The organism is Erythrobacter tepidarius (genome assembly GCF_002155695.1).
GTDB classification, from domain to species: domain Bacteria; phylum Pseudomonadota; class Alphaproteobacteria; order Sphingomonadales; family Sphingomonadaceae; genus Erythrobacter; species Erythrobacter tepidarius.
In genome coordinates this window covers 1-15,159 of record NZ_MUYJ01000010.1, presented here as the reverse complement: position 1 = coordinate 15,159, position 15,159 = coordinate 1, and the positions used below count along the sequence as shown (strand labels likewise).

Sequence of the window (15,159 nt, the reverse complement as noted above, 5' to 3'; positions counted from 1 at the left end):
CGGTAAGCAAGGCGGGCGGAAGCGGGGGTGCGCATTGCTTATCTCCCCAGCCCGAGAAAGCCGAGGCTGTCCGCGTCGAAGGCCATCCGCACGGCGGCAAAAACACCCTTGTCGGTGTTGCGCGCCGCGCGGAAATCGCTGTCGCGGAAACCCTCGACATTATAGCCCAGCGTCACCAGCATCCCCTGGGCCGGCACCACCCCGATCGTCGGGCCGTAGGCGAAGCTGGTGACCTTGTCGGTGAGGTTGGAACGCACCGTGGCGCTCGCCCCAAGCTCGACGCGCGCGCCGATCCCGATCCGCCCGTCAGCGCCGACCAGCACCGAAGTGCCGGAGAACTCGGTGCCCTCGAAGCGGTCAAGGTTGTGGCGCGCGCCGAGAAACAGAGCCAGTTCGTGGCGGCGCACTTCGGCCCCGTTATCGGTCCCGCGCGGGGTGAAATTGGCCGAAAGGCTGGCGACCAGGCGGCGCGCGGTGGCATTGCCATCAACCACCAGAGCCGTGCGGCCTGCACCGCCAGCACCGCCGATTTCCCCGGCCACGCCGCCGGTGATCCGGTCCGAACGGAACTCCACCCGGCCGAGCATGGCCAGGGCAGCGCCGTCGGGGCGATGGGCAAAGGCGATGCTGGCGTCGAGGATCTCGGCGCGCGCCCCGCCGGCCGCTTGCGACAAGGTCCAGGTGACACCCGAACCCACCAGACTGCCTTCGCCCAGCTGGCGGATGGCACCGAACTGCACGCCCTTGCGGTCGGCCGTCTCGCCATCGCGCAGCTCGCCGCGGGCGGTGACGCTCCAGCGGTCCTTGCGCCAGGCGGCGCCGAAAGTGACGGCGGTGAAGTCCTCGAACAGCAGCCCGCCGGAAAGCTGACCACCGCTGGCCGGGGGCTGGGCGGGGTTGATCACGCCGGGGGAACCGGGGTTGCGGCCAAGCGTGCGATTGCCGTCGAGCGTCGCGTCGATGGTCAGATGCTGGCTCACTTGCAAGGTCTGCGACAGGCCGAAGGCAGCAAAGCTGCGGGCGCCCTGCTCGCCGATGCTCTCCTCGCCCAGCGTGGCAACCATCTGCCCGCCATGCCACGGGCTCACCTCGATCCCGCCGCGCAGCTGCCGCGCCTTGAGGTTCTCGCCTTCGGCCAGCTCGAAGGTGCCCACCAGGCGCACGTCCTGCGTGATCGCATAGCGCAGACCGAGCCGATGGCGCGCGGGCAGATCGAGGCTTTCGCTCTTGCCCAGGGCCACGGCGGTGCCGGCGGAAAGCTCCAGCCGATTGCCCAGCAACCTTTGGGTCGCGCCAGCTTCCAGCACGGTCGAGGTGGCGCTGCTGCCATCAGCCAGGCGATCGTCGAAATGGGTGATGCCAAGGCGCAGATCGGTGTTGAGGCTGGTCAGGGTCAACTGGCCCTGCGCGGCACGGCGGCGAAGCGCATCGGTGAGGCTGTCATCCTGCCACAGGCTGCCGGTGAAGGCGAGGCGCTGGCTGAGCAGCACCCGCCCATCGACACCGATCCGGCGCCGCCCGCGCTCGGCCGCGTTCTGCTGCCCGATGCCGTAAGCGGCGTCGATCTGCCGGGCATAGGCGAGCAGATCGAGGCTGGCGGTCTGGTGCTGCGCCTCGACGAGCCAGCCGGTCGCGGCATCGCCGTCGCGGCGGCTAATGCCCAGTTCGGCCCGGATCTCGGTGTTGTCCCCGACACGGGCGCGCAGGTCGAGCGCGCCCAGATCGGTGCGTTGCACGGTGCCGTTGCGCCCCTCGAGGCCGGCGTCGCTGATCGCGGTCGCGCCGATCCGCAGCTTGCCGTCATCGCTGGTCCAGTCGGCCCGGACACCGGCGTTCCATTCGGCCGGACCCGCGCCGTCGGTTTCGAATTCGATGACGATGAACTGCGGGTTGAGGTTTTCGTCGCGGCTCAGCACCGGGGCGGCAAAGCGGATCGTGCCCGAGAGCAGATCAATATCGTAATCGACGAAGCGGGTCAGTTCGCGCACCGCCACGATCAGCTCGGGCCGGAAGCGGTCGCGCACTTCGATGGTCACGCGCTCGGAATTGGGCAGGATCCGGCGGCTGGCGAGACTGTAGGGGCCGGAGATGCCCTGGCCCTGGATTTCCTGCCGCTGGAAGCGGCTGGCGATTTTTGCGGCGAAGCCCTGCGCCTTGATCTGGCCGATCCGCGCTTCGGTCTTGGCGCCGGTCGCGGTGCGGTTGTAATTGGCAAGCCGGGTCTGGTTGAAGGCCGTCTGGAAATCGCCGTAGAGCGCGTAGAAGGTTGCGGTTTCGATCCGGACGTAGAGCTTTTCGCGGCTGGCAGCGTCGAACTGGCGGGCCGAAGCGTCGCCGAACACGGTGTAGTAGGCGGCCGGATCGATCGTGCCGAGCACGCGCTGGTCGTCACGCTGCTTGGCGCTGTCATAGGCAAGGGTGAGGAGATATTTGCCCAGCACCCGGCCCTTGGCATACAGCGCCACCCGCGCATCATCGCCAAGGTCGCTGTCGAACTGGCCGCCGCGCTCCATGTTGTCGGCGACCGAGCGCGCGCCGATCGTGCCTTCGACCAGACCAATCACGGTCCATGCGATGTCGCCCGGTTCGATCCAGGTCTCAAGCTCCTGACGACGGGTGATGGTGCCGTCCTCGAAGGCGAAATCGAGCCGCAGCGCGCCGCTGACCATGGTCGGCGCCAGCGCGATCCGGGCGATGCCCTCTTCTCCCTCGACCACCCAGCGTGCAGCCATCGGCGCGGTGCCGGTGAGCTGGTTCAACTGCTGGCGATCGATCTGTTCGGCGCTCTGGTAGGGCGCGTTGAGCGTGAAGGTGCCCGAAATCCCCTCGCGCAGGGGGCGGCCATTGCGGTCGAGCACGCGGATCGCCACCACCGGGCGGGTGCGGCCGTCGGCGACGAGACGGGAAAGTTCGGGGAGGAGTTCCACCTTGGCGGGCGTGCGGGTGAAGAAAACCTCGCGGCTGAAGGTCTTGGTGACTTCGCCGAAAGAATTGACGATGTGCGCTTCGAGCATCGTGCGTTCGTTGACCAGCGGCACCCCGCGCCAATGGCTGATGGCATATTTGCCGCGCTCGGGCGTCTGGGTGCCGTCGAAGGCGAGCGGATCGACCGGCTTGCCATCGACCAGCAGCTGCACGCTCTGCCCGCGGCGGTGACGGATCGCGACCCGGACGGCGGGCGCGCGCGGATTGGCATTTTCGGTGGGGCTGAGAAAGCCGTCCTCGCCATCGCCCAGGGCCAGATAATCCTCGGGCGGGGCGGAAGGTGCGGCGGGATTGGCGGCCGGACGGACAACCGGCGCGGGCTGTTCAGGCGGTGTGGCCGGTGTCGGCGTCACGGGGCCGGCCTCGGGCAGCACGGCGTGAAAATCGGCGACCACCAGACTTCCGCCCTGCCCGATCGCGAAGCGCGACGCGGCGCTGCCGGCATTGCGGGTCGAGGCCGAGCAATCGACCATCCGCGCCCCATCGGGCAGGGTCATGCGCGCAACCTGAACCACATGGGTGCCGGGCACCACGCCCTCGAAGTGATAGCGCCCGTCTGCATCGGTGATCGCGAAACTGCCGTCTTCCAGCATCACGCGAATGCCGGCAATCCCGGTGCGTTGGCTCTCGTCCAGAGTGCAGGCCCCGGCGGTGATGCGGCCAATGATGGTCATCCGGTCGGCAATCCCCTCGCGCCGCAGATCGACCGCGGCGCTGGCGCGCACCTGGCGGCCCAGCCCGTCGCGCGCCAGAGCATCGTTGAGCGCCCGGCCCTGCTGCGCATCGGGGCGCACGGTCATCGCATAGGTCACGCGGATGCTTGCCCCGGCCGCGATATCGCCAAGCGCGATGGTCAGCATCCGGCCATCGGGAGCCAAGGTCACGGCCCCGGCAGCAGGGGCGGTGCCGTTGACGCGGATCGTGTCGGGCCGCAGCCTCAGCCAGCGCGAGGGCATGTCGGTCAGCGTCACCGCGCGCTTGATCCGCACCGGATCGGCGTTGCGCAAGGTCACCGTGTAGAAGATCGCATCGCCCGGCGCGGCGTTGACCCGCGATGCGCTCTTGGTGAGCGCAAGGTCAAGCCCTGGGCGATCGACCGGAACGTCGATCTCGTAAAGGATGGGGGCTTCGAGCACGAAGGGATCGCCAAAGGATCCTTCGCGCACCAGATGCGTCCGGCCATCGGGCCGGAGAACCCGCGCAAGCAAATCGCGCGGGGCGCGGGAAGGCGCGGAATAGGATTCGGGCGGATCGACCAGCAGCCGATAGCGGCCCACTGCGACAAACGGGAACCAGAACTCGCCCGGCCCCATCATCACCCTGCGGCCGCTTGCGTCGGTAATGTCGCTGCCGGAGATAACCGTCGACGGCCAGAGCGTGGTGCCGTCCTCGGCAAAGACGGTCGCGGGTGCTCCGGTATCGGCATCGACCAGCGTGACGCGCGCGCCATCGACCGGTTCGCCGGTTTCGCTGTCGAACACCACGCCGAAGGGGTCGACCAGCACGGCAATCGCGGTCTGCACCAGAATCGTGTCCTCGCCGGGGTTCATTGCGGCGACGGTGATGCGCGAATCCGGCCCGACGTTGAGGCGACAATCTTCCTGCTCCAGCGGCGGGGGAATGCGGAAGGTTTCAATCACGCCGGCGAACACGCCGCTGTCGGGGGCGGTTTCGAACACGGTCATGGTCTCGCGGTCGCCCTCCAGGCTGGTGAGCACCACGGTGAGGCTGTCGATCACGTCCGGATTGCGATTGGCGCTGGCCGCGGTCACTTCGAAAAACAGCGGCTCGCCCCCGCGCAGCCGGTCAACCGGGCGGACGATCGACGTGGTGAGTGCCGCGGTCGCCCCCTGATCGGGGCTGCCTGCAACGCTGGCGGACTGGCGGCGGGCCTGCACGGGGCTGCGCCCGGCACCGCAGACCGGCGCGCGATAGACCAGTTCGGAGCCCGCACCCGACGCGCGGCGGAACACCCGGATAGCCGGCGGGGCAGGCGGGGCGAGACTGACGTCGAACCGGACCGGATTGCTGGCAATCCGGTGGCTCGATCCGTTAGCCTCCCAAGTGGCTTCGGCGATGTTGGTGATGGTGCGCACCGCCGCGCCATCATTCGTCTGTGCGCAAACCCCTCCCTGCGGCACGCCAAGCGCCAGCAGCACCGCAAGCAGTGCTGCTGCCATCTGCCGCAAGGAGGGGAAAACACGCAAGACCTGTGTTCCGGATCAGAGGCTTAGTCGATCACGACCCGGAAGTAGAGCGAGCGGGTCTGACCGCCTGCGATGTCGCTGAGGTCGCCCGTCACCCGGTCTGCGCCACCCGGGCCACCGGCAGGAGCAAAGTTGCCGCCGGCAGTGCCGTTGGCGCAGGTCGCATCGCCGTTGACGAAGATCCCGAAGGCGTTGTCATAGGTCACATCGAAGGGCAGATCGTCGGTGACGTCGACATCGGTCGCGGTCGCCGCACCCGCCGCGTTGGACACGGTGATGCAATATTCGACCGTCGCGCCGGGGATCGCCTTGGGGTTGGTGGTGCCGTTGACCGGATCGCTGATAACGCGGCTCGTCTTGGCCACGTCGATCACCGCGGCCGCCACGGTGTAGGTGCCGATCGCCGAGAAGGCGCCGTCGCGCGTCGCGTCGGTTACGCCCTGGCCGTCGAACAGCACGGTGTCGATGCCAGTGGTGTTGGTCGCCGATTCGACCAGTTCCGCACCCAGCGTGCCCGCGCCGCCAGCGGCATGGGCATTGGCGGTGAGCGCGATGTCGAACGTGTCGCCATTGGCCGCATTGAGGCCGATATCGGCCAGCACGATCACCGCCACGGTCACACCCGTCGCCGAGCTGCCAACCTCGTCGAGGTAGGTGATCGGTCCGGCGGCGAGTTCGGCCGCATCGAGCACGCGGTTGCCGTCGGTGTCACGATAGATGCGGATATTGCTGATATTCGCAGCGGTTCCGGCGTTGAGCAGCGCGGTCAGTTCCAGATCGACGCTGCTGTTCGAAAGGTTCGTGACGTCGAAGGCGAGCGCCCGGTCGGTTTCACCCGGGGCGACGCTGGTCGCCGCACCGACATTGCTGACGGTCACGTTGACGCGCTGGTCGACGGTGAAGCTGTCGGTCGCAGATTCGGCGTTTTGGGTGACGCCATTGACATTGAAGGTGACATTCACCGTGTTGGTGATGATCGTACCTGCGCTGGTCCCCTGGGCCAGAGCAGGCGCGCTCGTCATTGCGACAAGCGCAAACGCGCTCACCGCACCGAGCAACTGCTTGGTGTTCATCATGGTTTTGGTCCTGAGTGTGTGTCCCGCGTCAGAAATGCCGCCCGCAGGACGTGGCGGTTATCGCCCGCCTGTCAGCGGATGATTGCGGGATAGGTAAGCCGCCCCGAGCCGCCCGGTTCGATGCTCGCCAGCACCCAGCGGACGTGGGTGACATCGGCATGGGTGGCGGGACGGGTGGTTCCGTCGTCAGCGGTGACGGCCAGCGCGGCCAGCGCACCGAAGGTCTTGCCCCCGTCGACCGAGACTTCAAGCGCCGGATCGGCATCGGGCGCGAGGCGCACCGCGGCAGGTAGAGGGTTGGTGACGATGAAATTGGTCACCGCCTCGCTGCCCTTGTTGGTGTAGTCGGTGCCAAACACCAGCCGGTCACCCGGGACTATGGTGGTCGGGTCAACCAGTTCGGTGCGCTCCTTGCCATCGGGATCGGTGATGACCTTCACCGCCTTGACATCGCCATTGAGTGCAATCGGGTTGGCGGTCTGGGCTGCCAGCGGCTGAGCGGCTCCGGCGAGTGCGAAAGCTGCCGCAAGGGCAAGCATCATAGAGGTTATCGACTTCATGGCAGTGATCCTGTTTTCTATCTGATTTTGCAGCAGAATATCGGGCGAGGCTAGGGGTTGACGGTCACGTTGAAGGTAATCGTGCGGCGCGTGCCGGCAGGCACATTGCCGAGCGTGACGGCGATCCCATCGCTCTGGGAAGCGCTGCCCGCATCGCCATCGGCGGCATCGGTCAAGGGCGTGGTATCGAGCGCGAGTGTGCCGGGCGCGTAGGTCGTGCCCGCCGGAATGGCGTCGCGCACCAACAGATTGGCAACCGATCCGGTGCCGCTCACGCGTGCTTCGATCGTGAATGTGGCGATCGAGCCGGGTACCGCGCCGGTGCCGCCGAAAGGATCGCGCAGGGACACGGACTTGATCAATTCGACGCTGGCACGCGTGTTGCGAAGCGATCCGCGCGCTGTAGCCAGAGCGCCGGTATTGCCGACGATCGCATCACCGCCGTCGGCGCCTGCGCCGCTGAAGGTGGTGCCGGGCGTTCCGCTGCCGGTCGTCGCCTCGGCGACAAGATCGACATTGCTGATCTGCGAATCGGTTACGCCATCGGGCACCGTGACCAGCACAAAAACGGTCAGCGCTGCATCCGCGGCCAGCTCTGCGGTGGTCTGCGGCGCGGCGAGGATCTCGTCGATCCCCTCGTCATAGATGCCGTTCGCGTTGCTATCGACAGCAAGGGCGCGCAGCGCCACGTCGAAATCATTGCCGCCGACAGCGGTGGTGGCGATCAGGCGAAAGGCTTCGGGCCCGTTCCCCTGATTGGTCAATTCAAAGGCGAGCACGGCATTGCCCGGCCGCGCGGTGACTGGGCCGGAATCGAGCGAGGTGAGCGTCACATCGAGCAATTCGTCGACGCGCACGGCCACGGTGTTGGATTGCACACTGCGCGTGACACCGGCCTCTTCATAGCTGGCCACAGCGGTGTTCTCGATCAGGGTGCCCGCCGTCACGCCCCCGGCAAGCGCGGGGGCAGCGCCCATGGCGGCCAGCGCCAGCGCGGTGCCGGTGAGCAAGGTTGACACGGGGCATCTGCAATTCTGCGTATTCATGCTTAAGGGCAGTTACGCGGCAATGGTTAGGAAGTCGTTAGCCACGAATTTTAGCCGAGCCCCTTTACCCAACACGCTCAACCCGGGAGCGCCGGGCCGGACGCAGGGCTAAAGGCCGAAGCTACCCTTGAGCCCGTCGATCACGTATTGCGCGGCAAGCGCGGCCAGCAGCACGCCGAGCAGGCGGGTGATCACCGCCTCGACCTTGTCGCCCAGCAGCCGGATCAGCGGGCCAGCGGCGACCAGCGCGGCTGCGGTGATGACCAGCACGGCGGCGAGCGCAGCCAGCACTTCGAGCGATTCGGACAGTCCATCGGCCTCGTTCATCAGCAGCATCACCGCCGCGATCGCCCCCGGCCCGGCGAGCATCGGCATCGCCATCGGGAACACCGAGACATCTTCGATCTCGGGGGTGGCGGCGATCTTCTCGGCACGGCTTTCGCGGCGCTGGGTGCGCTTTTCGAACACCATGTCAAAGGCGATGAAGAACAGCATCAGCCCGCCGGCGATGCGGAAGGAATTGAGCTCGATATGCAAAGCAGCCAGCAATTCCTGCCCGAACAGCGCGAAGATCAAGAGGATGATCGAGGCGATCAGCGTCGCCCTGAGCGCCATGTTGCGGGCCTGCGCGGCGCTGGCGCCCTTGGTCAGCCCAGCATAGATCGGCGCGCAGCCGGGCGGGTCGATCACCACGAATAGGGTGACGAAGGCCGACAGGAACAGTTCGGTCAGCACCATCACTCGTCACCCACGGGCAGCAGGCTCTGCTCGAAGGCGGTCAGCCAGCGGCCTTCGTAGAAATATTCGGCGCTGGCATAGCGCGTACCGTCGGCGCGGTGTTCCCAGCGCCAGCGCAGCGTGCCGTCGCGCGACAGGCGGGCATCGCTCTTGCCTTCCTCGCCCAAGGGGATCGCCGGCGGCGGCGGGATTTCGCTCCCGCCGCGCGGGCATGAAGCAACCATGCCGAGCACCGCATCCATCGCCGTCACGACAATCCCGCCTTCGTCCGCAACCGGCTTTTTCGGCGGGGGTTGCGGCACGTCATCGCCGCCCGCATCGAAGACGTAGCGGTATTGGCCATTGCCCTGACGTTCCCACACGGTGAAGAAATTGCCGACCTTGCCTTCGGGATCGCGATAGCGGCCCTGGCTGACCGCCAGCGCCCCATCGCAGCTCATCACCACGGCGCGCGGTTCCCACTGCACGGCTTGCGGCGGATCGGTCTGGCCGGCAAGCCAGGGTTCGATCGGGAAGGGGCCACTGGCACCGTGCAGCAGCGCGCCGGGAGCGGCGAACTGCTTGAAGGCAGTCCATTGGCCTTGCTCGCGCGCGGCGCGGGCGAAGGCGATTTCCGCCGCGACGATCGCGCTCGGCTGGGCCGCGCCCGGAGCGCCCGCCAGCACGCGGTTGATCACCGCCGGTGGCGGGCCCTTGGGGCGCGGGCTGGCGCAGGCAGCGAGCGCCATTGCGCCCAGCGCCACGAGAAGGGCGACGTGCCTCACAGCCCCTCCGGCGCGGGCATTCCGGCGTGGGCATAAGCGGCGATCAGCGTGTTGCGCAGCAGCACCGCGATGGTCATCGGCCCGACCCCGCCCGGCACCGGCGTGATCGCGCCCGCGACCTCCAGCGCCTCGGCAAAGGCGACATCGCCCACGAGCCGGCCCCTGTCCTTGCCCGGCTCGGGGGGCAAGCGGTTGATGCCGACGTCGATCACGGTCGCCCCCGGCTTGATCCAGTCGCCGCGCACCATCTCTGGCCGGCCCACGGCGGCGACCACGATATCGGCGCGGCGCACCACCTCGGGCAGGTTCCGCGTCCGGCTGTGCGCGATGGTGACGGTGGCGTTGGCTTCGGTGAGCAGCTGCGCCATCGGCTTGCCGACGATGTTCGATCGCCCGATCACCACCGCCTCCAGCCCCGACAGGTCGCCCAGCCGGTCCTTGAGCAGCATGATGCAGCCCAATGGCGTGCAGGGGACAAATCCGGTCTGCCCCACCGCCAGCCTGCCAGCGTTGATGATATGGAACCCGTCAACGTCCTTGTCGGGGTTGATCGCGGCGATGATCGCCTGTTCGTCGAGCTGGCCGGGCAGCGGCAGCTGGACGAGAATGCCGTCCACCGCCTCGTCCTGGTTCAATCGCTCGATCAGCGAAAGCAGCGCGGCCTCGCTTGTGTCGGCGGGCAGGCGGTGCTCGAAGCTCGCCATGCCGGCGGCCGCGCAGGCCTTGCCCTTGGCCCCGACATAGACCTGGCTGGCCGGATCATCGCCAACCAGCACCACCGCAAGGCCCGGGCGGCGCCCGGCCTGATGCGCGAAAGCCGCGGCGTATTCGCCCACCCGCGCACGCAGGGCTTGGGCAAAGGCCTTGCCGTCGATCAGGGCGGCCTCGGCCATCAATAGGCTCCCGCCAGCCCGATCAGCACGCGGATCAGGATCTGCAGGCCGAGGATCAGCACCAGCGGCGAAAAGTCGATCGCGCCGGTGGCAGGCAGGATGTTGCGGATCGGCCGCAGCACCGGTTCGAGCAGGCGGTTGATCGCATCATAGACCTGCCGGAGGAACTCGTTGCTCGCACTCACCACGTTGAAGGCAAACAGCAGCCCGATCACGAACTGCACGATGATCAGCATCACCAGCACATTGGTGATCATCACGAGGATGTCGACGAGTACAGCCAGTCCTTGCATTGCGATCCGTATCCCATGCTGGGCGCGCGATGTGCGCTACCCGGTGATGTCCCTGAGAGGCGTATTAGCGTCTTAATACGCCTCGCGCCACACCTCAGTTCCTGATGATCATCCCGCGCGCACCAGCGTGCCCGCCCCGCGCGCGGTGAAGAATTCGAGCAGCATCGCGTGGCCCACCCGGCCATCGAGCACCACCGCCGCCTCGCAGCCGGATTCGACCGCGCTGACGCAGGTTTCAAGCTTGGGCACCATCCCGCCGCGGATCACGCCCTCGGCGCGCAGGCGCTCGATATCGGCGGGAGTGAGATCGGTGAGCAGCTCGCCATCCGCGCCCAGCACGCCTGGCACGTCGGTCAACAGGAACAGGCGTGCCGCACCCAGCGCCGCCGCGATGGCGCCTGCCATGGTGTCGGCGTTGATGTTGTAGGTCGCCCCATCCGCGCCGGGGGCAATCGGCGCGATCACCGGGATCATCCCCGCCGCCACCGCGGTATCGATCACCGAGGTATCGACTGCGGCCGGCTCACCGACGAAGCCGAGATCGACCACCTGTTCGATATTGCTGTCGGGATCGCGGGTGGTGCGGGAGACCTTGCGCGCCGTAACCAGCCCGCCATCCTTGCCCGAAATCCCGATCGCCTTGCCGCCCGCGGCCGCGATCCAGCCGACCAACTCCTTGTTGATCGCGCCCGACAGCACCATTTCGGCGACCTGCGCGGTGGCCGCGTCCGTCACCCGCAGGCCGTCGACGAAGGTGCTTTCGACCCCGAGGCGCTTGAGCATCTGGCCAATCTGCGGGCCGCCGCCATGCACCACCACCGGGTTGATGCCGACCGCCTTGAGCAGAACGATATCCTCGGCAAAGTCGCGCGCCGCGGCCGGATCGCCCATCGCATGGCCGCCATATTTCACCACGAAGGTGCGTCCGGCATAGCGCTGGAAATAGGGCAGCGCCTCGATCAGCACTTCGGCCTTGGCGAGATCGGGGAGCGGGCCGCTGGCGGTGGAAAGCTTGGTATCGGTCACAGGCGTCGGTTCCCTTGCCGCTTGGGCAGATGGTTTTGCCGGCGCCCTAGCGCCTTCACCGCGCAGCGCAAGGCGGCTTGGCATAGCCTGTTCAGCAGGATTAGGTTTTTCAGGCATTTGATGCTAGGGTGCTGGCGAGAGAGAGGTCAATATGCCAGACGATGCCCCCATACCGATAGCCCCGAAGGGGGGCGCCGCAAGGGCGAACGACGCCAGAGCCAGCAGCCCTATGACGGGCCGGATCGCCGCAAGGGCGAGCGCCGCTCGGGCGAGGACCGGCGGGCCAAGCCCCGAAGCTGACCGCCGCGCGGTCGAGGCGCAGGCGGGGCTGACGGGCAGGACATCGCCCAATGCCCCGCCCGCACGACTTACAGCGCGTCAGGCCGATGCGGGGTTCTCCTGCGCCTGCTCGATCATCGCGGCGATCTCGTCGAGCAGGTGGAGCCGCTCGCGCTTGAGCGCCTCGACCCGTTCATCGCTCGCCGCCTCGATCTCGGCGGCAATGCGGTGGATTTCGCGGTTCACCGCGTGATGTCGCTCGGCCAGCCTGGCGAAATGCGCGTTCTCGCGCTTCAGCCGGTGCAGCACCTCGGCATCTTGCGGAAATTCCTCGTGCAGCTCGTGCGGGGTATGTGCGGACATGATCGTCTCCCTTGGTGTGTGCGGCCAGCCTAGAGCCGCCCGCGCCATCGGTGTTTGAGCGCAGTCAAATTCAGGCGCTTCGGCGCTGCTGGCGGCGGGTGACCTGTGCGGCCAAGTTGACGAAGTTGACACCCTGTCAACTTTGCGCCCGCTCGATTTGTGAGGCGATATCAGTGATATGATGCGCCACACCCGGCGCGGACGGACAGCAGGGTTTGCGCGGGTAACAGGCGAGGCTGGCGGCTGGGGCATCGCCACGAGGGTATGCCCGGAGGCGGAATGTAGGAAAGGGGGCGTTAGTGTTATCTTGATCACTCACCCGGCAGGCTCGAAAGATGGGTAAGATCATTCCCTTCCACAAGCGGCGGAGCGCCTCGACCTGGACCCGCGTGTCGGCCTATCGGCCCGCTTCGTCAGGGCGTGAGCGTGGTCGGGTGCGCTGGTTTCCGGTGGCGCTGATCGCGCTGCCACTGGCGGTGTTCGCGGCGGTGCTGCTGCTGCCCTTCGGCAGCGGGGTGAAGGAGGCGGGCGGCACACTGCCGGTGGCGGGTGACGGGGACCGCGAGCAGGCGCACTTTTCCCTGTGCTCCGGCCCGGTGCGGGTGACCTGCGTCGTCGATGGCGACACCATCTGGTATCGCGGCGAGAAGATCCGCATCGCCGATCTCGACACGCCCGAGGTGAGCAACCCCGGCTGCGCCAACGAGGCGGCGCTGGGCCGCAAGGCGACGCTGCGCTTGCAGGCGCTGCTTAACGCAGGGCCGTTCACGCTGGCGCCCAACACCTTCGGCCCCTCCGAGGACAAATATGGCCGCAGCCTCAAGCTGGTGACGCGCGGCGGCGAGAGCATCGGCGCAATGCTGGTGCGCGAGGGTCTGGCCGAGCAATGGGGCGGGCCGAGGAAGCGGTGGTGTTAGGGGTCGATCCTTACCGGCTCCCAGGGATTGAGCCGGGGTTCCGGGTCAAACCCAGAGAGACGATGGGGATATGCGGAAAGCCAATCTCGATGATCGGCTAAGGCGAAGGTCAACCAACTTGGACTATCGTCACAAGGCAGTCCCGCCTCCTAGGGTCAGTACTCAATTGGGGCTGGCGGAAGCGCAGAGTTGCTGATTCAAGGTTGCCGAGGAGACATCTGGAATGAGCAAGCATGTTTATTGGCTGGACGATGCGAGTTGGGCCGCGATTGAGCCGCTGCTTCCGCGCGGTCGGCGCGGGGCGCACCGGGTTGATGACCGGCGGGTGATCTCGGGCATCATGCACATGCTCAAGACGGGCGCCCGGTGGCGCGATTGTCCGGCTGATTATGGGCCGTACACAAGGATCTACAACCGCTTCAACCGCTGGAGCAGGCAGGGTGTATGGGAGGATACGCCCTGTTCGGCCCAACGCCGGAAGCGGACATAGACAGAGTTCCACTTGCCATAGCGCTCGTGCATGTCGCGCCAAGGGCAGCCGACCCGCAACACGTGGAGCATGCCATTGAGTAAGCGCCGGTTATCGCCAGCGGGACGCGCCCAGCGACCACGCTCAGGCGGCAACAGCGGCCCGACCAGCGCCCATTCCGCATCCGACAAGTCCCCACACCCATGACTGCTCCTCAAAAAGCAGTCTTGGAAGCGAAGCTGTGCAAAGCACAATCAAAACGTATCCATCCGGTGAAGGCCGCACCCGTTTCAGTTAGCGGTCACTGGGTTTGATGATGCGTTTTGCTGCGGCGTTACGACGAGCGGCGATCCGGCCGAGGATGCCGTTGATCGGGAAGACATCGAGTTCGTCTGGATCGTAGTCGTCGAGCCATTCGCTGACATCGGCGTGATCTGGATGGTCCGGATCGTTTCTCGCCTCGAGCATTTCGTAGAACCCCGGGATGCCGCCGCAGTCCTCGGGAGGGCAGTTGCGCTCACCGGCGATGAAACGCGGATATGCCGTGGAGCGATCCCCAGCTCGGACATCCCTGATGATCAAACTGTGTTCCCAGTAATCGCCGAAATCATAGACATAATGAATCCGGGTAGTGCCGGGAGCAAGCACATCGCGCAGTCGTGTGCGGGAGGCGACCTTGCGGGGAGCGGTCCCCCAGTCCTCGTCCATGGGCAGGCCGTAGGTCTGGTGATCGATGACCATCTCCCAGAGGTGATAGTCGAGCCATCCCATGGCGGTCTGGACGATCTCGTGCAGCACCTTGAGGGTGATGGAGGTTGGGACTTCGAGCTCTCGCCAGATGAGCGGGTCGGAATCGTTCAGCTCGATACGCAGCGTGGCGATCTCGGTAAAACTGTCGATGGCGCTTTGGCGGGTCATGCCGCCTGCGATAGCAGACCTTCACTCTTGCGCCAGTTCCAAGGCAGCAGCTGATCGAGCCTGGTGGCGGGATGATCGGCGATGCGAGCGAGGACATCGGCGAGCCAGGCCTGCGGATCGACATCGTTGAGCCTGGCGGTCTGGATCAGGGTGTAGATGATGACGGCACGCTGGCCGCCGCGATCGGATCCGCAGAACAGCCATGCCTTGCGGCCAAGCGGGATGCAGCGGAGCGCGCGCTCAGCTGCGTTGTTGGTGAGGCAGATCCGGCCATCGTCGAGGAAGCGGGTGAACGCGTCCCAGCGCTTGAGCATGTAGAAGCAGGCCTTGGTGAGATCATGGCCGCGCGATAGCTTGGCGACCTGCTCGGTCAGCCAGGTGTGGAGCTCGGCCATGAGCGGCGCGCTGAGTTCCTGGCGAACTGCAAGCCGCTCGGCCGGGCTCTTGCCGTTGATGCCGCGCTCGATGTCGAACAGGGCATCGAGGCGCTGCACGGCTTCGAGCGCGATCGGATAGATCATGGCGGCGCTCTGTCCGCGACTCTTCTTGCGGGCCGAGCTTACGACATCGGCCAGCTCGAAGAACTTGCGCCTCGCATGGGCGAAGCAGCCTGCCTCGAGCACGG

Annotated in this window: 13 protein-coding genes and 2 pseudogenes; 2 read left to right on the top strand and 13 right to left on the bottom strand. The window is 66.7% G+C overall.

Features of this window, described 5'->3' with window-relative positions:
- Nucleotides 1-38: 38 nt before the first annotated feature.
- From BZF61_RS10720 to BZF61_RS10675, 10 genes are all read right to left on the bottom strand, one after another.
- Nucleotides 39-5,165, bottom strand: a complete 5,127-nt coding sequence (locus BZF61_RS10720) for a DUF11 domain-containing protein (RefSeq protein ID WP_086619173.1) — start codon at nucleotides 5,163-5,165, stop codon at nucleotides 39-41.
- Nucleotides 5,166-5,215: 50 nt separating this feature from the next.
- Nucleotides 5,216-6,268, bottom strand: coding sequence for a DUF11 domain-containing protein (locus tag BZF61_RS10715; RefSeq protein WP_086619172.1), 1,053 nt, complete (start codon nucleotides 6,266-6,268; stop codon nucleotides 5,216-5,218).
- Nucleotides 6,269-6,339: 71 nt separating this feature from the next.
- Complete coding sequence (locus BZF61_RS10710; protein WP_211276765.1) at nucleotides 6,340-6,828, bottom strand: hypothetical protein; 489 nt, start codon at nucleotides 6,826-6,828, stop codon at nucleotides 6,340-6,342.
- A gap of 50 nt (nucleotides 6,829-6,878) precedes the next feature.
- Nucleotides 6,879-7,847 carry a hypothetical protein gene (locus BZF61_RS10705; protein WP_245804593.1) on the bottom strand — a complete coding sequence of 323 codons (969 nt, stop codon included), beginning with the start codon at nucleotides 7,845-7,847 and terminating at the stop codon, nucleotides 6,879-6,881.
- Between the two features lie 135 nt (nucleotides 7,848-7,982).
- Nucleotides 7,983-8,606: a MarC family protein gene (locus BZF61_RS10700; RefSeq protein ID WP_086619354.1), complete on the bottom strand. Its 624-nt coding sequence runs from the start codon at nucleotides 8,604-8,606 to the stop codon at nucleotides 7,983-7,985.
- Between the two features lie 5 nt (nucleotides 8,607-8,611).
- Entirely contained in the window at nucleotides 8,612-9,376 is a 765-nt protein-coding gene (locus BZF61_RS10695) for a hypothetical protein (RefSeq protein ID WP_245804592.1), read from the bottom strand.
- Entirely contained in the window at nucleotides 9,373-10,269 is an 897-nt protein-coding gene (gene folD, locus BZF61_RS10690) for a bifunctional methylenetetrahydrofolate dehydrogenase/methenyltetrahydrofolate cyclohydrolase FolD (RefSeq protein WP_086619167.1), read from the bottom strand. Before folD ends, BZF61_RS10695 begins: the two co-directional genes overlap by 4 nt.
- Nucleotides 10,269-10,562, bottom strand: coding sequence for a YggT family protein (locus tag BZF61_RS10685; protein WP_086619165.1), 294 nt, complete (start codon nucleotides 10,560-10,562; stop codon nucleotides 10,269-10,271). The genes folD and BZF61_RS10685 overlap by 1 nt, the downstream gene beginning before the upstream one ends.
- A 108-nt stretch (nucleotides 10,563-10,670) precedes the next feature.
- Nucleotides 10,671-11,588, bottom strand: coding sequence for an acetylglutamate kinase (gene argB, locus BZF61_RS10680; protein ID WP_086619163.1), 918 nt, complete (start codon nucleotides 11,586-11,588; stop codon nucleotides 10,671-10,673).
- A 378-nt stretch (nucleotides 11,589-11,966) separates the two neighbouring features.
- Complete coding sequence (locus BZF61_RS10675) at nucleotides 11,967-12,230, bottom strand: HP1242/YdcH family protein (RefSeq protein WP_086619162.1); 264 nt, start codon at nucleotides 12,228-12,230, stop codon at nucleotides 11,967-11,969.
- A 335-nt stretch (nucleotides 12,231-12,565) separates the two neighbouring features.
- Here BZF61_RS10675 and BZF61_RS10670 point away from each other — a divergent pair, with 335 nt between their 5' ends.
- Together BZF61_RS10670 and BZF61_RS10665 are read left to right on the top strand one after the other, a co-directional pair.
- Nucleotides 12,566-13,147: a thermonuclease family protein gene (locus tag BZF61_RS10670; RefSeq protein WP_086619160.1), complete on the top strand. Its 582-nt coding sequence runs from the start codon at nucleotides 12,566-12,568 to the stop codon at nucleotides 13,145-13,147.
- A gap of 223 nt (nucleotides 13,148-13,370) precedes the next feature.
- Nucleotides 13,371-13,595, top strand: a pseudogene (locus tag BZF61_RS10665) (transposase); the annotation flags it as partial.
- 5 nt (nucleotides 13,596-13,600) lie between these two features.
- Here the strand turns inward: BZF61_RS10665 and BZF61_RS10660 are convergent.
- The 3 genes and pseudogenes from BZF61_RS10660 to tnpC form a co-directional block, all read right to left on the bottom strand.
- Nucleotides 13,601-13,834 (bottom strand): annotated as a pseudogene (locus BZF61_RS10660) (transposase); the annotation flags it as partial.
- A gap of 76 nt (nucleotides 13,835-13,910) precedes the next feature.
- A complete protein-coding gene (locus BZF61_RS10655; RefSeq protein ID WP_027443935.1) occupies nucleotides 13,911-14,534 on the bottom strand; it encodes a plasmid pRiA4b ORF-3 family protein in 624 nt (207 codons plus the stop codon).
- Nucleotides 14,531-15,159, bottom strand: a 629-nt coding sequence (gene tnpC / locus BZF61_RS10650) for an IS66 family transposase (protein WP_143736998.1), incomplete at its 5' end; no start/stop codon positions are given. The genes BZF61_RS10655 and tnpC, both read right to left, overlap by 4 nt.